20 protein-coding genes and 1 tRNA gene are annotated in these 17,667 nt (G+C 41.1%); 12 read left to right on the top strand and 9 right to left on the bottom strand.

From position 1 onward, the window contains the following. Nucleotides 1–4: 4 nt before the first annotated feature. On the bottom strand, nt 5–136 hold the full coding sequence (gene psbN / locus BV372_RS11095; protein WP_086686561.1) for a photosystem II reaction center protein PsbN: 132 nt from the start codon (nt 134–136) through the stop codon (nt 5–7). A gap of 85 nt (nt 137–221) precedes the next feature. Between psbN and psbH the strand changes: the two genes are divergently transcribed. The 3 genes from psbH to pth all read left to right on the top strand — a co-directional run bounded on the left by psbH (nt 222) and on the right by pth (nt 1,544). Then, a complete protein-coding gene (psbH, locus tag BV372_RS11090; protein ID WP_086686560.1) occupies nt 222–425 on the top strand; it encodes a photosystem II reaction center phosphoprotein PsbH in 204 nt (67 codons plus the stop codon). Nucleotides 426–595: 170 nt separating this feature from the next. Further along, nucleotides 596–868, top strand: coding sequence for a TatA/E family twin arginine-targeting protein translocase (locus BV372_RS11085; protein WP_086686559.1), 273 nt, complete (start codon nt 596–598; stop codon nt 866–868). Nucleotides 869–902: 34 nt separating this feature from the next. After that, nucleotides 903–1,544 (top strand): aminoacyl-tRNA hydrolase, encoded by a 642-nt coding sequence (gene pth, locus BV372_RS11080; RefSeq protein ID WP_086686614.1) that lies wholly within the window; start codon nt 903–905, stop codon nt 1,542–1,544. Between the two features lie 243 nt (nt 1,545–1,787). Here the strand turns inward: pth and rpsU are convergent, their stop codons facing one another. After that, nucleotides 1,788–1,967: a 30S ribosomal protein S21 gene (gene rpsU, locus BV372_RS11075; RefSeq protein ID WP_086686558.1), complete on the bottom strand. Its 180-nt coding sequence runs from the start codon at nt 1,965–1,967 to the stop codon at nt 1,788–1,790. Between the two features lie 371 nt (nt 1,968–2,338). On the opposite strand from rpsU, the gene BV372_RS11070 reads away from it, so the two are divergent. The 3 genes from BV372_RS11070 to BV372_RS11060 are packed head-to-tail and all read left to right on the top strand — an operon-like array spanning nt 2,339 to nt 7,421. Next, nucleotides 2,339–3,307 carry a phosphate/phosphite/phosphonate ABC transporter substrate-binding protein gene (locus tag BV372_RS11070; RefSeq protein ID WP_086686557.1) on the top strand — a complete coding sequence of 323 codons (969 nt, stop codon included), beginning with the start codon at nt 2,339–2,341 and terminating at the stop codon, nt 3,305–3,307. A 14-nt stretch (nt 3,308–3,321) separates the two neighbouring features. Then, complete coding sequence (locus tag BV372_RS11065) at nt 3,322–6,036, top strand: response regulator (RefSeq protein WP_086686556.1); 2,715 nt, start codon at nt 3,322–3,324, stop codon at nt 6,034–6,036. Next, the gene (locus tag BV372_RS11060; protein WP_086686555.1) at nt 6,033–7,421 is read left to right on the top strand and encodes a response regulator; all 1,389 of its coding nucleotides are present in this window, start codon (nt 6,033–6,035) and stop codon (nt 7,419–7,421) included. Before BV372_RS11065 ends, BV372_RS11060 begins: the two co-directional genes overlap by 4 nt. Nucleotides 7,422–7,563: 142 nt before the next feature. Here BV372_RS11060 and BV372_RS11055 read toward each other — a convergent pair whose 3' ends face one another. Together BV372_RS11055 and BV372_RS11050 are read right to left on the bottom strand one after the other, a co-directional pair. Then, entirely contained in the window at nt 7,564–8,184 is a 621-nt protein-coding gene (locus BV372_RS11055) for a TMEM165/GDT1 family protein (RefSeq protein ID WP_086686554.1), read from the bottom strand. A 438-nt stretch (nt 8,185–8,622) separates the two neighbouring features. Then, nucleotides 8,623–8,853: a LysR substrate-binding domain-containing protein gene (locus BV372_RS11050; protein ID WP_256973165.1), complete on the bottom strand. Its 231-nt coding sequence runs from the start codon at nt 8,851–8,853 to the stop codon at nt 8,623–8,625. Between the two features lie 132 nt (nt 8,854–8,985). Here BV372_RS11050 and crcB (BV372_RS11045) point away from each other — a divergent pair, with 132 nt between their 5' ends. Both crcB (BV372_RS11045) and crcB (BV372_RS11040) read left to right on the top strand, forming a co-directional pair. Continuing rightward, nucleotides 8,986–9,381, top strand: a complete 396-nt coding sequence (gene crcB / locus BV372_RS11045; protein ID WP_218776704.1) for a fluoride efflux transporter CrcB — start codon at nt 8,986–8,988, stop codon at nt 9,379–9,381. 68 nt (nt 9,382–9,449) lie between these two features. Continuing rightward, nucleotides 9,450–9,869, top strand: a complete 420-nt coding sequence (gene crcB, locus BV372_RS11040) for a fluoride efflux transporter CrcB (RefSeq protein WP_086686612.1) — start codon at nt 9,450–9,452, stop codon at nt 9,867–9,869. A gap of 212 nt (nt 9,870–10,081) precedes the next feature. Here the strand turns inward: crcB (BV372_RS11040) and BV372_RS11035 are convergent. The 3 genes from BV372_RS11035 to hisF all read right to left on the bottom strand — a co-directional run bounded on the left by BV372_RS11035 (nt 10,082) and on the right by hisF (nt 11,334). Then, nucleotides 10,082–10,154 (bottom strand) — tRNA-Ala (locus BV372_RS11035). A 114-nt stretch (nt 10,155–10,268) separates the two neighbouring features. Then, a complete protein-coding gene (locus tag BV372_RS11030; RefSeq protein ID WP_015128896.1) occupies nt 10,269–10,460 on the bottom strand; it encodes a hypothetical protein in 192 nt (63 codons plus the stop codon). A 100-nt stretch (nt 10,461–10,560) separates the two neighbouring features. Next, a complete protein-coding gene (gene hisF, locus BV372_RS11025) occupies nt 10,561–11,334 on the bottom strand; it encodes an imidazole glycerol phosphate synthase subunit HisF (protein ID WP_086686552.1) in 774 nt (257 codons plus the stop codon). Between the two features lie 265 nt (nt 11,335–11,599). Between hisF and ruvB the strand changes: the two genes are divergently transcribed. Further along, the gene (ruvB, locus tag BV372_RS11020; protein WP_086686551.1) at nt 11,600–12,703 is read left to right on the top strand and encodes a Holliday junction branch migration DNA helicase RuvB; all 1,104 of its coding nucleotides are present in this window, start codon (nt 11,600–11,602) and stop codon (nt 12,701–12,703) included. Between the two features lie 179 nt (nt 12,704–12,882). Then, nucleotides 12,883–13,689 carry a tetratricopeptide repeat protein gene (locus tag BV372_RS11015; RefSeq protein ID WP_086686550.1) on the top strand — a complete coding sequence of 269 codons (807 nt, stop codon included), beginning with the start codon at nt 12,883–12,885 and terminating at the stop codon, nt 13,687–13,689. A 100-nt stretch (nt 13,690–13,789) separates the two neighbouring features. On the opposite strand, the gene BV372_RS11010 is transcribed toward BV372_RS11015, so the two are convergent. Beyond that, nucleotides 13,790–14,587, bottom strand: a complete 798-nt coding sequence (locus tag BV372_RS11010) for a TIGR01548 family HAD-type hydrolase (RefSeq protein ID WP_086686549.1) — start codon at nt 14,585–14,587, stop codon at nt 13,790–13,792. Nucleotides 14,588–14,738: 151 nt separating this feature from the next. Between BV372_RS11010 and BV372_RS11005 the strand changes: the two genes are divergently transcribed. Beyond that, on the top strand, nt 14,739–15,038 hold the full coding sequence (locus tag BV372_RS11005; RefSeq protein ID WP_086686548.1) for a 30S ribosomal protein PSRP-3: 300 nt from the start codon (nt 14,739–14,741) through the stop codon (nt 15,036–15,038). Between the two features lie 10 nt (nt 15,039–15,048). On the opposite strand, the gene BV372_RS11000 is transcribed toward BV372_RS11005, so the two are convergent. Continuing rightward, nucleotides 15,049–16,842: a serine/threonine-protein kinase gene (locus BV372_RS11000; protein ID WP_086686547.1), complete on the bottom strand. Its 1,794-nt coding sequence runs from the start codon at nt 16,840–16,842 to the stop codon at nt 15,049–15,051. A gap of 86 nt (nt 16,843–16,928) precedes the next feature. Here BV372_RS11000 and BV372_RS10995 point away from each other — a divergent pair, with 86 nt between their 5' ends. Continuing rightward, nucleotides 16,929–17,576 (top strand): Uma2 family endonuclease, encoded by a 648-nt coding sequence (locus BV372_RS10995; protein WP_086686546.1) that lies wholly within the window; start codon nt 16,929–16,931, stop codon nt 17,574–17,576. Nucleotides 17,577–17,667 lie beyond the last annotated feature (91 nt).

Raw genomic sequence — 17,667 nt, 5'->3', positions numbered from 1 at the left:
GCGTCTAGTCTTCGTGATCGTCAAATGGATCTGCTAATTCTTTGCTGGGAGGCCCAAAAGATATATAGATTCCCCACGCAGTGATGGCTATAACAACGGCAGCGACAGAAATGCTAAGAACTATTGCGGGTTCCATAATTGAGAGATAGATTATGAGTGCTATTCTTATAGAATATTACAGAAGATTAAAAAAAGCTTTGGCAAGCTATCTTAGGTGAACTATGGCACAAAGGACTAGGTTGGGAGATATACTGAGACCCCTAAACTCTGAGTATGGTAAAGTTGCTCCGGGTTGGGGAACTACACCTGTAATGGCTGTTTTTATGCTATTATTTTTCGTTTTTCTGCTGATTATTCTACAAGTCTATAACAAGACCATCCTGATCCAGGATGTATTTGTTGATTGGCGGAGTATAGGTCGTTAACTTATACAAGGCTATTGAGCTTTTAGAATAAGCGAAGCTATACCCGGCTCGTCCGGGTTTCTTTGTAGATTTCATATTGAAAAAATTAATCCAAAACAAGTCAACATAGATAAATGGGAAGATAATATTCTCCTTCCCTGCTTGACCTATAGATTTATAGGAGAAACCCCATGAATATATTTGGTATTGGCCTGCCGGAAATGGCTGTAATTATGGTAGTAGCACTATTAGTTTTTGGCCCGAAAAAGCTGCCAGAAATTGGTCGTAGCTTGGGTAAAGCAATTCGTGGCTTTCAAGAAGCTTCTAATGAATTTCAAACCGAGTTCAAGCGTGAAGCAGAACAAATAGAACAAGCTGTAAAAACTACTGCTGAAATTGAACCCAAGCAAATCGAAGCAGCCGAATTGGAGCATGACACTGCTAGTTCTTCCCCAAAAAGCTAAATTAGGTGCTGCATATCGATTGACTAGAGTCAAAATGACAGAGGCTGTTACAAAACCAGTTTTGGTAATTCCCCAGCTAATTGTCGGGTTGGGGAATCCAGAGCCTAAATATGACCAAACGCGCCACAATATTGGCTTTGCGGCTATTGATGCTCTTTCTCGTTCGTGGCAAATTCCCTTAACAGAAAATCGTAAGTTTCAAGGGGAGTACGGTGAAGGTGTTGCGCCGATTGGTGGGAAAATCCGCTTGCTTAAGCCGTTGACTTATATGAATCGGTCAGGACAGGCTATACATGCAGTTACTAGTTGGTATAAATTACCGCCAGAGTCAGTGTTGGTAATTTACGATGATATGGATTTACCGCTAGGAAAGACTCGCCTGCGCTTGTCTGGTTCCGCCGGGGGTCATAATGGAATGAAAAGCACGATCGCACATTTGAGTTCCCAAAACTTTCCACGTTTGCGTATCGGTATTGGTAAACCAAAATGTGCAACCAATACCGACCACTCTGGGACTGTCTCCCATGTGCTGGGACGTTTTTCTGCTAGCGAAACTCAAATGATGTCTCTTGTACTTCAATTTGTAGTTGAGTGCATAGAACTCAGCCTCAAACAAGGAGTAGAAAAGGCTATGAACCGTTGTAACAGCCGCACCATCGAAACTTCTGAGTCTTAGTCAGCTTGCTCGGAAAAAACTAAACGGTTATCTGACATTGATTTTGGTTGATGGGTAGCGATTATCGCTAACTCCATCCAACCATACCTACGACATTTGAGACGCCCCAGACATGGGGAAAGGAATTAACTCACACCCCAATCAGGGTGCGGTAAATATTGATTAATTTTTGTAAGAATCATGGCAACGTCTTGTTGTTTGTTTAAGAACTTGTCTTCAAACAGCGCCACTACGAAAATAGATTTATTTAAAACGTCGTTTGCGTCTAGCTGCCACTGCTTTACGTTTACGCTTTTCTAACGGTGTTTCAAAGTGCCGATGATATTTTACGTCAGCTAATATACCAGCTTTGGAAACTTGGCGCTTAAACCGACGCAGCGCTGAATCTATTCCTTCGTTCTCTCCTAAAAGCACTTGGGTCATTGCTTACTGTATCCTCATAATCGATCAGTTTCCATTGTAATAGCAGCCCCTAACTTAGCAAAACTCCCCTAACCAAGAACTATGACAAAATGCAATTGTTGCAGTTGAGGTAGGTTATCTGTGCTTTTGAAACGAGGAAAATCTTCATGCTGTAACGCTATCGCTATGGAATTCGAGCATATTGGACGTTTGCACCGTCAAGTTTTCCTGACTCTATTAAAGTCCAAATGGAAACTGCTATTTTAAGCATAAATACTTACAAAACCAAAAAATAAAAATTTAGCAGCGTTGATGTGAGTGAATGTACGGTTTTGGGATTAATAAAGATGTAAAGCTTTTTTCACAGAACAGGCTTCAAAAGGAAAAAATTTATGTATCAGCAACTTTTTTGTAAAGTTGTGGATAGTTTCCCTAGCAAAAAGGCTACTTTCTCGATTTCAGCATTAGCGATCGCTATATTTAGTACAGCCTGTACTCCCACTCGTGAAAGTTCATCTGCAACTCAACCAATTACTGCTCAGTCGCCTGCTAGCGCACCCAATCAAGCAGGAGACGAACAAGCAACTCTCACAATGGCAGTTATTCCTTGGCAGGTTACAACTGAGCAAGACAAGCAACTTCAACCTTTGGCTGACTATTTGTCTCAAGCACTGAAGCGACCCTTTAAATTTCAAATTACCAAGGATTACGATCAAGCCGTTGAAGCCTTAATTCAAGGGAAGGCAGAACTAGCATACCTCGGGCCGAGTAGCTACATCGCAGCCCATCTTCGCGATCCTAAAATTGAACCCCTTGTTTCCCCAATTAATCGAGACACTAAGCGACCTTGGTACACATCTGTAATTATTACTAGCAAGACTAGTGGTATCAAAACTCTACAAGATTTGAAAGGCAAGCGATTTGCTTTTGTCACCAAGTTATCGACTTCTGGATATGTTGTACCAATGGCTAAATTGCAGGAATTTGGCATCAACCCCAACAAAGACTTTAGCTTGGTAGTTTTCTCTGGCAGTCATGATAAATCAAAGCAAGCTTTAGCCAAAGGAGAAGTAGATGCGATCGCAGATGATCGGCGATCGTATACTGAGCAAGTCAAAGAGGGAAAGTTTGACCCAAGAAAATACACAATTATCTGGGAATCTGTTCCTCTTCCTAGCGTACCTATTGTTGCTTCTAGTAAAGTCTCTATCGAATTGAAACATACCTTGAAAAAGGCACTGATCGACGCACCAGCAGGTCTGATAGATCCTAGTGGCGCAATCGGAGCCGGATATACTTTGGTGCAAGATGGAGATTACGACATCATTAGAGAGTTTCAAAAGCGAGTTCCAACTAAATAAGGCGACACAAAATTATGCGAATCACGACCAAGTGCATTGGGTCGTCTGCGATTGTCGTTGGACTAGTTGTTTCCACTTTAATTGGCGGTGACATCTTCATCAGGCAAGCCGAAAGTACAGCGCAGGATACTCAAGCTAAAAATGCTAAAGCTTTGACAACTATTTTAAAAATAAATGTTGCTTTAAATAACCAGGTAGCTGCACTCAAAGACATAATTTTACTAAGGCGCGATACTGCCAGTTTGGTGAAATACCAAGACGCATTAACTGCATTCGTTACAGATTTGTCTGAGCTTGAAAATTTAAATCCAGGGATAGCTTCGGAGTTAGGCAAAATCCGCGATCGCCATAGTCTTCTTGCTGAACTAGTCACAGAACTAACCAGTCAATCTCATATCGAAAAACCCCTAGAATTAGCCGAATCTCAACAGGATTTTCGAGTTATTAACGCTTTTTCTAGGGATATTGAACTCTATTTAGATGTCTTAATTCAGAAGCTACAAAAACAGGATGTGTTAGCAAAGCAAGAATTTGAGCATTTTAAACATAATACTCAACTGGTCAGACAAATTCTCATTTTATCTATGCTGCTGGTTTTTGTCGGTCAATTATTGTTGATTCTCCTCCCAGTAATTCGCTCAATTCAAAAGTTGCAACAAGGAGCAGCAATCATCGGCAAGGGAAATCTAGAATACCGCTTAAATATTCAAACTAAAGATGAAATTGAACAACTAGCAGATGCATTTAATCAAATGGCTGCAACCTTAGCTGAATCTTACCGCTCCTTAGAAGGAAAAAAAGAACTTGCCGACCGAGCGAATCGTGCCAAAAGTGAATTTTTGGCTAACATGAGCCACGAATTGCGAACCCCACTCAATGGCATTCTGGGTTATGCTCAAATTCTCCAACGCGATCGAAACTTAACTACTAAACAGCAAAATGGCTTAAGAATTATTCATCAATGCGGTTCACATCTACTAACATTAATTACTGATATTCTAGATTTATCCAAAATAGAAGCTCAGAAAATGGAACTTTACAACCATGACTTCCATTTTCCCGCATTTCTGCAAAGTGTTGTGGAAATTTGTCGGATTCGTGCTGACCAAAAAGGTATTTCATTTATTTATCAACCAACTTCAGATTTACCTATTGGCATTTGCGCAGATGAAAAGCGACTGCGACAAGTATTAATTAATTTGTTAGGCAATGCTATTAAGTTCACAGAAAAAGGAGGAGTGAAGTTTGATGTTAGCTGTGTTGAGCAACCTTCGTTAACCGAGAATAGCCAACAAATAACTAAGACAATTCGCTGCCAAATTGCTGACACTGGAATTGGAATGAGCCAAGAACAGGTAGCTAAAATATTTTTACCATTTGAGCAAGTCGGAGATACTAAAAAGCAATCAGAAGGCACAGGGTTAGGTTTAGCAATTAGTCAGAAGATTGTGCAATTAATGGGCAGTAAAATTCAGGTCAAAAGTGAGTTAGGTCAGGGTAGTACTTTTTGGATTGACTTAGACTTACAAGAATCGGCTGACTGGATACAATCGGCTAAAGTTGTAACTGATGGCAGAATTGTTGGTATAGCCAATGGTAAACGCAGGATTTTGATTGTTGATGATAAGTGGGAAAACCGTTCTGTTGTTGTCAATTTGCTAGAGGAAATTGGATTTGAAATGGCAGAAGCAACTGATGGTCAGGAAGCTTTAGAAAAAGCTTTGCAATTTTTGCCTGATTTAATAATTACTGACTTGACAATGCCTGTAATGGATGGCTTTGAACTAACACGCCGCCTCCGACAAATGCCAGAATTTGGGGAATTGGTAATCATTGTTTCATCTGCCAGCGTCTTTGAATCTGACGAACACAAGAGTATAGGAGTTGGTGCAGATGACTTTCTCCCCAAACCTGTACATGCTGATGATTTACTAGAAAAGCTACAGAAATATTTACAGATTGAATGGATTTACGAAAATGGCCCAGGAAAATCGGATCGTGAAACACTCATCAATACTCATCAGCAAACTAGTTCTGGCGTAGCTGTTCCTAAAAAGATTATAGGAATTACTGGCAATAAACGAAAAATCTTGATTGTCGATGACAATATAGAAAACAGTTCGGTAATTATTAATCTTATAGGAGATATGGGCTTTGAAATAGCAGAGGCATTTAACGGTCAAGAAGGCTTAGATAAAGCAGTTCAATTTCAACCAGACTTGATTATTACTGACTTCGCTATGCCTGATATGGATGGACTGGAAATGAGCCGTCGCCTGCGAAGGCTAACAGAATTTCAAGAGTTGCCAATTATTTTTTCTTCTACTGATATATTTCAATCTGAAGCGCATCAAAGTCTAGAATCTGGTAGCAATGATTTTCTACTAAAACCAGTGCAAGCAGATAAATTATTTGAGAAGTTACAGCAACACTTGCAATTTGAGTGGATTTATGAGTCACCACAAGAACAAAAAACCCTAGAAGTCACTTCTGTGAATGCTCAGCAAAAAAGTACTGACTCAATTGTGATTCCACCTGAAGAAATTGAACAACTTTTGGAATTGGCAATGAGAGGTAACATTAAAGCTATTCGAGAGCAAGCACAGCAGCTAAAAAATTTAGATGAAAAGTTTGTACCTTTTGCTGAAGAGTTACTGCAACTGGCAAAAAGCTTTCAAATCGAAAAAATCAAGGAATTTATTCAGCTATATCGAGAAGGTGAACAATGAATATATCTGCTCTGGAAACAGGAGTAATTTTGATTGTGGATGATAACCCCAATAATTTGGAAGTGCTATCGGAAGCATTGATGGATACTGGTTGGGAGATATTGGTTGCTGTAAATGGTGAAGGTGCGATCGCTCAAGCTGAATATGCTTGTCCTGATATCATTTTATTGGATGTGATGATGCCGGGAATTGACGGATTTACCACCTGCGATCGCTTAAAATCAAATCTTGTGACCTGTGATATCCCGATAATCTTTATGACAGCCCTCTCAGAAACTGTCGATAAAGTTAAAGGATTCAGTTTAGGTGCGGTAGATTACATTACTAAGCCATTTGAGCAAGAAGAAGTACTGGCTCGTGTTAAGACTCATCTCAAAATACGTAACCTCACCAAGCAACAGCAAGCTCAAAATCAGCAACTTAAACAAGAAGTAGCAGAACGTCTTGCAGCTGAAGCGAAGTTACAAAAGCTGACTCAAGAGTTAGAGCAGCGCGTAGAAGAAAGAACATCTCAACTGTCTCAAGCTCTACATAATCTTCACCAAGCTCAAGTTAGCTTGGTACAACGAGAAAAAATGTCTGCCCTTGGTGAATTAGTTGCTGGGATTGCCCATGAAATTAATAATCCAGTCAACTTTATTTTAGGCAATCTAGGTCACGCCTCAGAATATACTCAAAACTTTATTGATTTGTTACGTCTCTATCAAAAATATTATCCTCAGCCTGAGGAAGAAATAATCAACAAAATAGATGAAATTGATATAGATTACTTGATATGCGACTTTCCAGAAATCATCTCATCTATGCATAAAGGCACAAAGCGGATGACACAGATGATTCATGCACTCAGGCACTTTTCCCGCCGAGATGATACAATTGCCCAACCTACAGATATTCATGAAGGTATTGACTCTACATTATTAATTTTGCAATACCGCCTCAAAGCTAACCCTGAACGTCCGGAAATTCAAGTTATTAAAGAGTATGGAACTTTGCCACTGGTAGAATGTTTTCCAGGTCCGCTGAACCAAGTTTTTATGAATCTCTTCGCTAATGGAATTGATGCAATAGAAGAGTCATTTGTCAATAGTAATTTTTCAGTGAGAGAATACCAAGGGCAGATTAGAATTCGTACTGATATTAATGAACAGCGTTCAGTGGTGATAATTCAAATTGCCGACAATGGTATTGGCATGAAAGAAGAAGTCAAACAGCGATTATCTGAACCGATGTTTACTACTAAACCTGTAGGCAAAGGAACCGGATTGGGATTGTCTATAAGTCGGCAAATTATTGAAGAAAAACACGGTGGAACTATGTGGTTTCTATCTGAAGTAGGACAAGGTACAGAATTTTGTATTGAAATTCCTATTGATAAAAACTAAATAGTCTTATAAACTATATACACTTTCTGATTAAACCAAACTTTAGTACAAAAAGATATTTTTATTAGTATCGTAGTGTCTTCGTAGTTTAAAAATAATTTGTTGACCACAAAGACACCAACAATTTGAACTTTGCTTTTGATTATGCTCCTTCAATAGCAGCAACAACACCAAAGACTAAAAACAAGCATCCACCAATCAAAGTTAGTTGACGTTCAGAGATTCTACCTGCAATCATTTTGCCACCAATCACTGCGATCGCAGCACAAATAGCGTGTCCTAACACTGCACCTATAGTTACCCCAATTGGATTATTCCCGGCTGCTAGAGCAATAGTAGCAATTTGCGTGCGATCGCCCCACTCTGCCATAAATGTCAAAACAAAGGCTTCGGTGATAATTGCCAGTTGCGTTTTGCGTTTAGGTAATTGTAAATCGGCTTGCTTCACCGCAGCTTCGGCTTCTTCTACTACTTCCGTATCACAACTGGCGGGAGACATCTTACTAGCTTGATACAGGAGCTTGATACCAAAAGCAATAAACAAAGCGATTTCAGCATAATGAATATAAACCTTTGGCAGCAAAGATACCGTTTGTCCTAATATCACCGAAAGGATTGTCATTGCAGCTAAAGCGGCTATCACCCCGATGAATACTAAACGCCGCGAGTGGTGCATTGCTAAAATTACGGCGATAAAAAATGTTTTATCACCTAGCTCTGAAACTGTAATTAGTAACAAACCTGCGGTAAAAGCTGTTAGCACTCTCTCAAGCTCCTGAAAAATCGTTGAACGATGTGAAGCTTGATGAAAGCGCTAAAACTTCACCAAGCTTCACACATTTTGGTGTGAACTTAGTGAAGGTCTCGCTTCCAAATATCTAATATTTGTCATCTGAACCAGGCTCATCGCCAGTATGTTGATTCAGATGCGCTGGTAATTCAAAACCAGCAGCTACTCCCCTTCTACTCGATCTGAATTGTATATGTGTCAGCGGGAGGAGTCAATAGAGTATGCGATCGCAGTGATGAGGTGAACTGCGATCTCAGCAGAAAAACCCATCTACAAGTATTTAATTGACCACAAGTTGAAATACCAGGCATTAGTTGACCAAAAGTCGTAAATTAACGGTGCGTTAGGACTAAAGTCAATAACATACCTTATCAGATGAAAACGAACGCAGGTGAGCAACCGCACCTGATATTACTCTTGAACATGCTCAAACAGAATTTTGATAAATTTATCTAAAGATTTAGCAGGTGTTTCTTTCCGCCATACGGCAGCCGATCGGGCGTAGTGTATGGGATGGTGGAGCCGCATAAACACAACTTGGGGATAAGGTAGTGCTTCCGCCTCGTTTGGCATGATGGCTACCCCTCGCCCTGCTGCAACCAGAGCAATCATTGAGGCATGGCTATCGGCAAACAGGTGCAGATTTGGCGTGAATGCTTATAAAGCATTAGACTTTACGGTCGTGTCCTATTACCTTAAATTCTTAAGGGTTTTGACTTTCGGTAGTTAAATTCCTTGCGAGTGGATGTAATTAGCTAAGGGGTGTGTTAATTAGTGCAAAATGTTACTTTGTTCAGTGTACTTGCGATCGCTATCGGTGCGATTCCTGGTGCTGTGAGTCGCTATTATCTGACGGAATTTTGCAAAAGAGCTTTAGGAACAAACTTTCCTTACGGTACTTTTATTATCAATTTCACAGGCTGTTTACTAATGGGCTTTTGCTTCACCTTATTTAAGGGAATTCAAGGATTTCCACCTGAGATGGATTTGCTGGTAAGAACTGGTTTTTTAGGTTCTTATACAACTTTTTCAACCTACGGATACGATACATTGACGCTGTGGCGGAATGGTAAACAGGGAGCCAGCATTTTTTACTGGGCAGGCAGTGCAATTTTAGCGGTAATTGGTATTATATTAGGTCGTTATTTAGCGCAGCTAATTTTAGGATAATACCGATTTACTAGAGCGAAAATAATAATTTGTATCCAATTACTGAATTACAAAGAAAACTTTTGATAATGCAAAATACTTTTGTTCGCACCGTCATGGCAATCGCTTTGGGTGCTATTCCAGGTGCTTTAGGACGCTACTTTATAACTGAATTTACCAAAGCAACTTTTGGTAAAGATTTTTCCTACTATGGAACGTTTTTTATTAATGTAATGGGCTGTTTTATTATTGCTTTGTTTTATACCTTAAACGAGCAAAAGTTTAAAAGCCTTTCACCGGAAATTCGGTTAGCGATCGCAACTGGTTTTTGTGGTGCCTATACCACTTTTTCGACTTTCGGATTAGAAACATTTACCCAAATAGATAAAGGCAATACAACAGTAGCTCTACTCTATTGGTTAGGTAGTATGGTAGTTGGGATGGTTGCTGTGCAATTGGGGGTAACTTTAGGTAGCCTTAATTCTAAGTCCAATTCATCTGATATCTAGCGGCGTAAACACAACTTTGAGATGAGGCAGTCTTTCTGCTTCATTTTAATTAAAAAAGTATTTAATATTAAGAATGGATTAATTGTGAACTAAATTTGATCGCCTCGACAGGCGATATTTTATGAAATAGAGAATAGGTGACTTATGTCTTTTAGATTGGTCAAATTGGACAATAATTTTTTAAAACTGACAACAATTATTTAATGTACAAGTGGAGCTAAGCGGGTTCGAACCGCTGACCTCTGCAATGCCATTGCAGCGCTCTACCAACTGAGCTATAACCCCTTGAGATGCGTTATTGATTATGCCTGAAAAAATAAAGTTTGTCAATTATAAATATGTCATTAATTAATTTAAAGCATGATTGCTGTAGTGCAGAACTAAACACTCAGCACTTTGCTAAGATACTTGCAGCAAGTAGCTCATACAGTGCCCCATTAAAAAGTAAACTACTAACATAGCCGCAGCAGCGAGGGCAACTAAGGTGCCTGCCAACATCAAAGAGAATTCCTTGTGCTCAAAGGCTTTCTCCATTAGGTGCAGTGACCAAGCCACCAGCGCTACATCAAATAATAAAATAGGGATCAACATATTTATTAATATTTATTCATACTAGTTAATTTATATTAACACTGTTTTGGGAAAGCGTCTCTGACCTAGGATAGATGTGCATATAAGGAGAAATAATAGTTTAGGTAAGCATTCTTACTGGCACAGAGCGATCGCGCAAATAATTTTTGATTTGTTCTACGCTCAATTGCCCATAATGTAAAAGTGATGCAAGTAATGCTGCTTCTGCTTTTCCTTCGGTCAGTGCAGCATGGATATGTTCGCAATTGCCAGCACCACCAGAAGCAATCACAGGAATTTGTACAGTATTAGCGATAGATTTTGTCAATTCCAGATCATAACCAGCTTGAGTGCCATCAGCATCCATACTTGTTACCAACAGTTCTCCAGCTCCGCGTTTTTCAACTTCTTGTGCCCAAAGTAAGGCATCTTTGCCCGTATTTTCTCTACCACCTCGCACATACACATCCCAACCTGGATTTCCTGGGTCAACTCTGCGTCTAGCATCAATAGCAACAACTATGCACTGATTACCAAAGCGATCGCTTGCCCGATTAATCAAGTCTGGTTCACGTACTGCCGCAGAATTAATACTAACCTTGTCTGCTCCTGCTCGTAACAAACCTTTAACATTTTCTAAGGATTGAATCCCACCACCGACAGTTAATGGAATAAAGACCTGTTCAGCAGTCCGGTAAACTACATCTATAATCGTGTCTCGGTCTTCATGAGTCGCGGTAATATCCAGAAATACTAACTCATCAGCACCGGCATCATTGTAAACCTTTGCCAGTTCTACCGGATCGCCTGCATCTTGCAGGTTGACAAAGTTAACTCCTTTTACAACCCGTCCCGCCTTCACATCTAAGCACGGTAAGATTCTTTTAGATAACATAATAATTTTTTTACTCCTGGGTAATTGTCCGGAATTTAAATTTTAAATGGGCGTGCGTGTTCTCAAGCGAAAATCTTTGTATGCCTTGTTTATGTCTAGTTTTGTAGCCCTTCGGGTGACGCTCCTTCTCCCAAGGGGAGACGCTACGCGAACGTCGCTACCGCTACGAAGATCGCCAGTGCGACGGGACGGAAACCGACACCGCCGACTGGACTCATCAAAATAGCGCTCACACAGTCCCCAAGTCAAAGTTGATAGCTGAATTATGGCGATTATCTCCTCGAAAAAACAGCCTCAAGACCCCAATGGACAACCAAAAAAGCAGTCTCAGGAGTCAGTGAAAGCTTCTGTAGATGAAGAACTTTTGCAACCTGAAGCTGCGATTGATGAACAAGGTAAACAAGAAGAAAGTATTCGGCCGCAGCGATTTGCCGATTACATAGGGCAGAAAGACTTAAAGGATGTGCTAGATATTGCCATCAAAGCTGCCAAGTCACGGGGTGAAGTGCTGGATCATTTGCTACTATACGGACCGCCGGGATTGGGTAAAACCACAATGGCAATGATTTTAGCATCGGAGATGGGGGTTAACTACAAAATTACCAGTGCGCCAGCACTAGAACGTCCACGGGATATTGTAGGGCTACTGGTGAACTTAAAACCAGGAGATATCCTATTTGTGGATGAAATTCATCGGCTTTCGCGGATGACGGAAGAAATTCTCTATCCCGCAATGGAAGATTATCGCCTAGATATTACCATTGGCAAAGGCTCCAGCGCTCGCATCAGAAGCTTACCCCTGGCAAAATTTACTCTAGTGGGAGCCACAACTCGAGTAGGCGCTTTAACTTCACCACTACGCGATCGCTTTGGTTTAGTGCAAAAACTGCGATTCTATGAAGTTGACGAACTGAGCAAAATTGTACTGAGAACCGCTCAATTACTCCAAACTCCGATTACAGAAGATGGAGCCACAGAAATTGCTCGGCGATCGCGGGGAACACCACGGATAGCTAATAGATTACTGAAGCGAGTACGTGATTATGCGGAAGTTAAAACATCCGGAGAAATAAATGAAAGTGTTGCAGCCGAGGCATTGCAACTATTCCAAGTAGATCCATGCGGTTTAGATTGGACAGATCGCAAGATGTTGAGTGTAATTATTGAGCAATTTAATGGTGGTCCAGTGGGATTAGAAACAATAGCCGCCGCTACAGGTGAAGATACCCAAACTATTGAAGAAGTATACGAACCTTATTTAATGCAGATTGGCTATTTAAGCCGGACTCCCCGTGGCAGAACAGCGACAACCGCAGCATACAAGCATTTGGGTTTTAAGCCGCCTAACGAACAGTTGTCTTTGCTGTAATCATCCCAGACAAGGAGGCGTGGAGATGCAGGGACGCAGAGGCAAGGAGACACAAGAATAAATTCTATTTATTCTTGTTCTGTTCCCCAGCTTCTTCTGCTCTCCTCCTTGATGCTTGCGAAAGTTTTCGCCATGATAAATTGTGAGATTCAACCGCAGATAGACACAGGTAAAGCCAGATGATTAAGTTAATTAGTATTTTTCTCAGTCTGTTGCTTGTGTTTGGCTGGGGTACACCAGTCATGGCACTATCCCAACCTCCGAGCGTGACTCAAGAGCAGTTACAACAAGGGGATGAGTTGGCGAATAAAGCCTTTGCGGCTACCAATCAGGGTGATTTTGCCACAGCTGAAAGTTACTGGACACAGATAATTGAGCAATTTCCTACCAATGCTGGTGCATGGAGTAATCGCGGCAATTCTAGGGTAAGCCAGAACAAGTTACAAGCAGCACTGACCGATTACAACAAAGCCGTAGAGCTTGCCCCGAACGTCACCGATCCTTATTTAAATCGCGGTACAGCCTTAGAAGGGTTGGGAAAATGGGAAGATGCGATCGCAGATTATAATCATGTCCTAGAGCTAGATCCCAAGGATGCGATGGCTTATAACAATCGCGGCAATGCCAAAGCAGGTTTGGGAAAATGGGAAGATGCGATCACTGATTACAAAAAATCCTTTGAAATTGCTCCAAATTTCGCCTTTGCTCGCGCTAACTATGCTGTTGCGCTTTATGAAACAGGTCAAACTGACCAAGCCATCCGCGAATTGCGAAACATCACCCGCAAATATCCTAACTTTGCCGATGTGCGTGCTGCTTTGACAGCTGCATACTGGGTGGGGGGACAAAAAGGCGAAGCCGAAAGTAACTGGGTAGCAGCCGTCGGATTGGATAGCCGTTACAAAGATATCAACTGGGTAACAAATACTCGCCGTTGGCCGCCTAGCTTGGTAGCAGCCTTGGATAAGTTTTTGAAACTCCAATGATTTCTTAGGGAAGTATCAATACTTAATGCTTTGCATACAGGTAAATGCTGCCCAGTAGTTTATTTTAAGAAGTAATGGGCGATCGCACCCATCTTTCAGATCAAGATTTTACCAATTCCTGAATCTGTCCTGGGGTTAATTCCTCCACGTTGCTCAAAACTACTGTTGCTCCCGCTTTTTTTAGTGTTTCAGCATAAGCATTACGACGGGCTGCTGTTTCCAGCACGTGAGGTGGTAAAACGCCTACACCAATCCAAATACGCTGCGGGTGCAAATTTCGTGCTTTCTCAACTGTATACATATCAGCTACCGTATCCCCTACATATAATACAGTTGATAAATTCATACACCCATTTTCCAGGATTTGAACAATTGCAAAAAGTCCTGTAGGGTCTGGTTTACCTGGTGCATCCTCCATCGCAATCAAAACTGGAGACTGTAAGCCTAGGCGTTTTTCTAAGACATAGTTAGCCGAACCACGCGTTGCACCGCTGAAGAATCCCCAAGCAATTCCAGCTTGTGTAAGTTGTTCTAAGTAGCTAGGTTGTAATAATAAGGGTTCATTACAGATATACCCGGTGAAATTTTCGGGGTCTGTACCTCGGTAACGGGATTGAAAAAAACCAACAATAGTGTTGTAGTCAAGTTGTAATTGTGCGCGGGGCTGTCCTTGAGATTGAAAGTAACGGTAAATTAATTCTTGGGATGCTTCCCAATCGTTATTCCAGATACCTTCGGATTTCAACTGGTCAATATCTAATGGTGTCGGACGATAAGCTTGATTGGTAAAATACTCGACAGTATCTGCGATCGCGCGACGATAGGAACCACTAACATCGCGAATAACGCCGTCAATATCGAAGACTGCGATCGCTTTTGGTGAAAGTTGTTCTGTCATAAGATGGTATAGATTGAAAACTCAAAAAAGCTCATTATCTAATCCTGGCTGCTAATTAGCAATCACTCTTTAGCCATGTGGTGAGGTATTGCGTTAAAATAAGCGATCGCGAACTTAGTAAGTAATGCTTGGATATTCCCCGGAGGTTTGATTGACCAAGTTTATTTTAAAAATTCTGTGGTTAGACGAGAACGTTGCTCTTGCTGTCGATCAAATTGTAGGCAAAGGCACAAGTCCTCTAACCAAGTACTTTTTCTGGCCCAGAAATGATGCTTGGGAAGAGTTAAAGAAGGAACTGGAGTCTAAACACTGGATTAGCGATTTGGATCGGGTTGAGTTACTCAATAAAGCCACAGAAGTAATTAACTACTGGCAAGAGGAAGGCAGAAACCGTCCAATGGCAGAAGCGCAGTTGAAATTTCCTGAAGTTGCCTTTACAGGTAGCGCTTGAAATTTCCCAATTAGTCTCCCTGCTGTTCTACAAGTTGCCACAGTTTGATGGTCTTGTCCCTGCTGCCACTAGCAATCAGTTGCGCATCAGGGCTAACAGCAACGGTAGATACAGAGTCTGCATGGCCAGAAAGAGTAGCAATTTCTTCTGCTGTGCTAACTTTCCAAAGTTTAACAGTGCGATCGCGACTAGCACTAATCAGCATTGTGCCATCAGCCGTGAACGTCACTGCTACGACAGACCAAGAATGGCCTAACAGTGTGGTAATTACCTGACCAGTGTTTACCTCCCATAATTTAATAGTGTTATCGTCGCTACCCGTCGCCAAAATTTTCCCATCGGGACTAAAAGCGATCGTTAAAACCGCCCATGCATGACCTGAAAAGGTGCCTAACAAGGTGCAATCTGGGCGGTTTTTAAATTCTCCTGTTGCTTCGTTATATTTTAACAACACCTCAGTAGTAGGTAATTGCCACAAGCAAATCGTGCGGTCAAAACTAGCGCTGGCTAAAAGCTGTCCTTGCAGACTAAACGCAACTGAATTCACCTGTAAGCGATGACCAGTAAGGGTACAAATTGCTTTGCCAGTATTTACATCCCAGAGTTTAATTGTTTTATCCCAACTACCACTAGCGATAATCTGCCCATCGGGACTGAAAGCTACTGATTTTACCGCGTGTGAGTGTCCAACTAAGGTGCAGATTTCCTGGAATTGATTGAGATCCCATAATTTAATAGTATTATCGTCACTAGCCGTTGCCAATATCTTGCCATCAGGACTGTAGGCTAGTGATTTTACTGCTTGGGAATGCCCTGATAGGGTAGCTAAGATTTTTTGAGTATTTAAATCCCACAATCTGATGATTTTGTCATCACCACTAGCTAATGTTTTGCTATCTGGGCTAAAACTAACACAGTTTATCCCCGTAGATACGCTAGGAAGACTGCTTAATGTATGTAGGCATTGCCACAGAGGAGTGGGGAATTTTGCACCGCTGATAGACGTAGATAAATGCTGATGAATGGGTGTATCTGCAATCCCCATTGCTAGCATGACTCCACCGACTGATTGAAAGCGTTGGCTGATGGACTTTTGCAGCAGTTTGCTGAGAATTTGTGTAAGGCGCTGATTTAAGTTGATATTAAGATACTCTTGCCAGACCCAGCAATCATTAGCAACATCATATAAATCAAAGGGCGAAATCTGGGTCATTAGGTAAATGCAAGTGATACCTAAACTATAAAGATCGCTAGCAAAAACTGCTTTTCCTTTTGCTTGTTCTGGTGCGATATATTCTGGGCTGCCGATGCAGTCTTTACTGCGAAACTGGTCAATTACGCTAACAAGTTGAGCCACAGCATAATCAACTAAGACTAACTCTCCAGTGGCTGTACGGATAATATTTTCTGGTTTAATATCGCGGTGAATAATGTTGCGATCGTGGATAAATTTCAAAACTGGTAATATATCTACTAAAAGTTGCCAAATTTGATTTTCACTGAAAGCTCCTTCATCTTCTAATATGGTAGCTAAATTACTACCTGCGATAAACTCCTGTATTAAGTAGCAGTGTTGATCATCCTGAAAGTGCCCCAGTAAAGCAGGAATTTGAGGATGCTGGCCTAGTAGATTTAGCTGTTGTGCTTTTTGTACAAAGCTTTCTGGTGTTTGATTTTGGGAGGATGATTGTTGAATTACACAAGGAACTGGGGGAAATTGATTCTCATCTACAGCGAGGTAGGTTTTGCAGAAGCCCCCTTTACCAATTAGCTGGAGTACACGATAACGATTTTGTATTAGCAAAATTTCCCTGCCAGAGTTATCAGCCAGATTAGATCTAACATAAATGTAGTAATACTAATTCGATATAACAGTAGCTTTATTAAACAATGGTGACCACCGCAACACCCGCAGAAACGAGAGTCTTACTTGAGAACATCAGCTGGCAGACATTCAAAACTATGCTGGCTGAGATGGGTTCAGAACGCAAAAATAGACTGGCTTATGACAATGGCACAATAGAAATTATGACTCCACTCATGCCACACGAAAACTCAAACCGCCTAATTGAAGGCTTAGTAGTGGTACTATGCGAAGAGTTGGGATTGGAGATTAAACGGGCTGGCTCTCTAACATTAACACGGGATGATTTAGAACGTGGAGGAGAGCCTGATAGCAGCTACTACATTCAAAATGAGTTTTTAGTTAGAGGCAAAGAAAATATAGACTTGTCAACCGACCCACCGCCAGACCTTGTTTTAGAGGTCGAATACTCCAGGCCTAAAATAGACAAGTTGCAGCTTTATGCTGCAATTGGAATTCCCGAATTTTGGCGCTACAACGGCAGTGTGTTGCGGATTTACAAACTAGAAAGTGGGCAATATTTAGAAGTCCAAGTTAGCCCCACCTTTACGCCTGTAGCAGTGAGGGAAATGCCTCGATTTATTCAAGAGAGTAAACAGAATGGAGAAATCACTACAACCCGTGCTTTTCGCACTTGGGTTAGGGGACAAATTTCTGATTCAGCACAGGAGTAGGGCTGTTAGGTTGATACTCTCCTGTGCTTAAAATTCATTACTATATATATGGAAAAAACTAGCGATCGCAATTAACAGAGTTGTTAGTGGT

The sequence above is a fragment of the Nostoc sp. T09 genome, assembly GCF_002154695.1.
Lineage (GTDB): Bacteria > Cyanobacteriota > Cyanobacteriia > Cyanobacteriales > Nostocaceae > Aulosira.
Note: the sequence above shows the minus strand (reverse complement) of the source record. Positions and strands in the feature narration are given on the sequence as shown.

What these genes read in the sequence shown, in the direction of transcription:
- BV372_RS11070 (WP_086686557.1), top strand. Translation starts at nt 2,339, where the DNA reads ATGTATCAGCAACTTTTTTGTAAAGTTGTGGATAGTTTCCCTAGCAAA.
- hisF (WP_086686552.1), bottom strand. Translation starts at nt 11,334, where the DNA reads ATGTTATCTAAAAGAATCTTACCGTGCTTAGATGTGAAGGCGGGACGG.
- psbN (WP_086686561.1), bottom strand. Translation starts at nt 136, where the DNA reads ATGGAACCCGCAATAGTTCTTAGCATTTCTGTCGCTGCCGTTGTTATA.
- rpsU (WP_086686558.1), bottom strand. Translation starts at nt 1,967, where the DNA reads ATGACCCAAGTGCTTTTAGGAGAGAACGAAGGAATAGATTCAGCGCTG.
- ruvB (WP_086686551.1), top strand. Translation starts at nt 11,600, where the DNA reads ATGGCGATTATCTCCTCGAAAAAACAGCCTCAAGACCCCAATGGACAA.
- BV372_RS11015 (WP_086686550.1), top strand. Translation starts at nt 12,883, where the DNA reads ATGATTAAGTTAATTAGTATTTTTCTCAGTCTGTTGCTTGTGTTTGGC.
- BV372_RS10995 (WP_086686546.1), top strand. Translation starts at nt 16,929, where the DNA reads ATGGTGACCACCGCAACACCCGCAGAAACGAGAGTCTTACTTGAGAAC.
- crcB (WP_086686612.1), top strand. Translation starts at nt 9,450, where the DNA reads ATGCAAAATACTTTTGTTCGCACCGTCATGGCAATCGCTTTGGGTGCT.
- psbH (WP_086686560.1), top strand. Translation starts at nt 222, where the DNA reads ATGGCACAAAGGACTAGGTTGGGAGATATACTGAGACCCCTAAACTCT.
- BV372_RS11065 (WP_086686556.1), top strand. Translation starts at nt 3,322, where the DNA reads ATGCGAATCACGACCAAGTGCATTGGGTCGTCTGCGATTGTCGTTGGA.
- BV372_RS11060 (WP_086686555.1), top strand. Translation starts at nt 6,033, where the DNA reads ATGAATATATCTGCTCTGGAAACAGGAGTAATTTTGATTGTGGATGAT.
- BV372_RS11085 (WP_086686559.1), top strand. Translation starts at nt 596, where the DNA reads ATGAATATATTTGGTATTGGCCTGCCGGAAATGGCTGTAATTATGGTA.
- pth (WP_086686614.1), top strand. Translation starts at nt 903, where the DNA reads ATGACAGAGGCTGTTACAAAACCAGTTTTGGTAATTCCCCAGCTAATT.
- BV372_RS11030 (WP_015128896.1), bottom strand. Translation starts at nt 10,460, where the DNA reads ATGTTGATCCCTATTTTATTATTTGATGTAGCGCTGGTGGCTTGGTCA.
- BV372_RS11010 (WP_086686549.1), bottom strand. Translation starts at nt 14,587, where the DNA reads ATGACAGAACAACTTTCACCAAAAGCGATCGCAGTCTTCGATATTGAC.